Origin of the sequence: Actinomyces culturomici (assembly GCF_900499005.1) — a bacterium.
Lineage (GTDB): Bacteria > Actinomycetota > Actinomycetes > Actinomycetales > Actinomycetaceae > Pauljensenia > Pauljensenia culturomici.
Map to the genome: position 1 here is coordinate 1 of NZ_LS991330.1, position 1,535 is coordinate 1,535.

Genomic DNA, 1,535 nt, shown 5'->3' on the forward strand with positions numbered 1-1,535 from the left:
CCACAGTAGACTCGCCTTTCTCTCGTGGGCTCGGAGATCTGTAAGCGGGACAGCCCTCGCATGGCTCGGCTTCCGCCAGTCGATGGTCGGCTGGGGAACGGCCGCCGCGTGGTGCAGCTCGGGTTCCTCGGCGATCGACGAGGCCGGGGCCTGGTGGGATTCGGTCCGCGCGTCCGCGCGGATCACGGGCCCCGCGGACGCGCCGAGCCTGCCCATCGCCTTCGGCTCCTTCGGCTTCGCCTCCTTCACCGAGTCGACGCTCATCGTCCCCGCCCTCGTCGTGCTCGAGACCCCACAGGGGCGCTGGGCGGCCTCCGCGGCGCTCGGCTCGCCCGCTCCCGACCCGTACGAGCTGCTCGCCCCGCCCTCGTCGATCGCCCCCGAAGCGCCCGAGGGCGTGCGGACGGACGTCGGCCGGATGACCCAGGCGGAGTGGACGGCGTCGGTCGACGCGCTCGCCGCGCGGCTGCGGGCGGGGGATGCGTCGAAGGCGGTGATGACGCGCGACATGCTCGTGCGCGCGGATTCGGCGATCGATCCGCGGTTCCTGCTCGGGCGGCTCGACGCCCTCTACCCCTCGACCTGGCGGTTCGCCGTCGACGGGCTCATCGGGGCGACCCCCGAAATGCTCGCGTCGACGCACGCCGGCATGCTGCGCTCGCGCGTCCTCGCGGGCACCGCCCCCGCCGGACGGGGCGACGAGCTGCTGTCCTCCGCGAAGAATCGTCGCGAGCACGCCCTCGCGGTCGAGTCGGTCGCCCGCGCTCTGTCGCCGATCGTCGACTCACTGTCCGTGCCGGATGAGCCCTTCATCCTCGATCTGCCGAACGTCGCGCACCTCGCAACCGACGTCGACGCCGAGCTCGGAGAGGTGTCGCTCCTATCCGCGGTTCAGGCGCTCCATCCGACGGCCGCCGTGTGCGGGACGCCGCGCGAGGAGGCGCTCGCGCTCCTCGTCGAGTACGAGCGGACCGAGCGCGGGCGCTATTCCGGGCCGGTCGGGTGGATCGACGCGTCCGGCGAGGGCGAGTTCTGCATCGCGCTGCGCTGCGGACGGCTCGAGGAGGACGGGCGCGCACTGCGGATCTTCGCCGGCGGCGGCATCATGCCGGATTCCGACCCCGCGGAGGAACTCGTCGAGACACGCCGGAAGATGGCGCCGCTCCTCGATGCGCTCGGGGTGGATCCGCGGTCCTGACCCGCGGCGGGACTCGCGGGCGGGCGTCGCCGTGCCCGAAGGCGAATGACCTCGAGGGCGGAAGCGCATGACCCCTCGGCAGAGGGCGCGTGACCTCGCCGCCCGACGTGCCTCACCTCGAGAGCAGCAGCGCATGACGTCGCGACACGGGGGTCGGGGCGGGAGGATCCGATGATCCTCCCGCCCCGGCCCCTTTCGTGTGGTCGCCCCCCGTCTCTTATACACATCCGACGCCGCCGGCGAACAGAGAGGGGGGGGTTGTGGCGGGGGCTCCTTCATGCACAAACAAACGCACGATGCAGATGACAGGAGGTAGGGATGACGCAGCCAAGGAGCG

The 1,535-nt window shown here is 72.2% G+C and carries 1 protein-coding gene; it reads left to right on the forward strand.

Annotated elements, in window-relative coordinates:
* Window positions 1–1,198: isochorismate synthase (locus DY157_RS11225; protein WP_235827217.1), on the forward strand; the 1,198-nt coding region annotated here is incomplete at its 5' end.
* Between the last annotated feature and the right edge of the window lie 337 nt (window positions 1,199–1,535).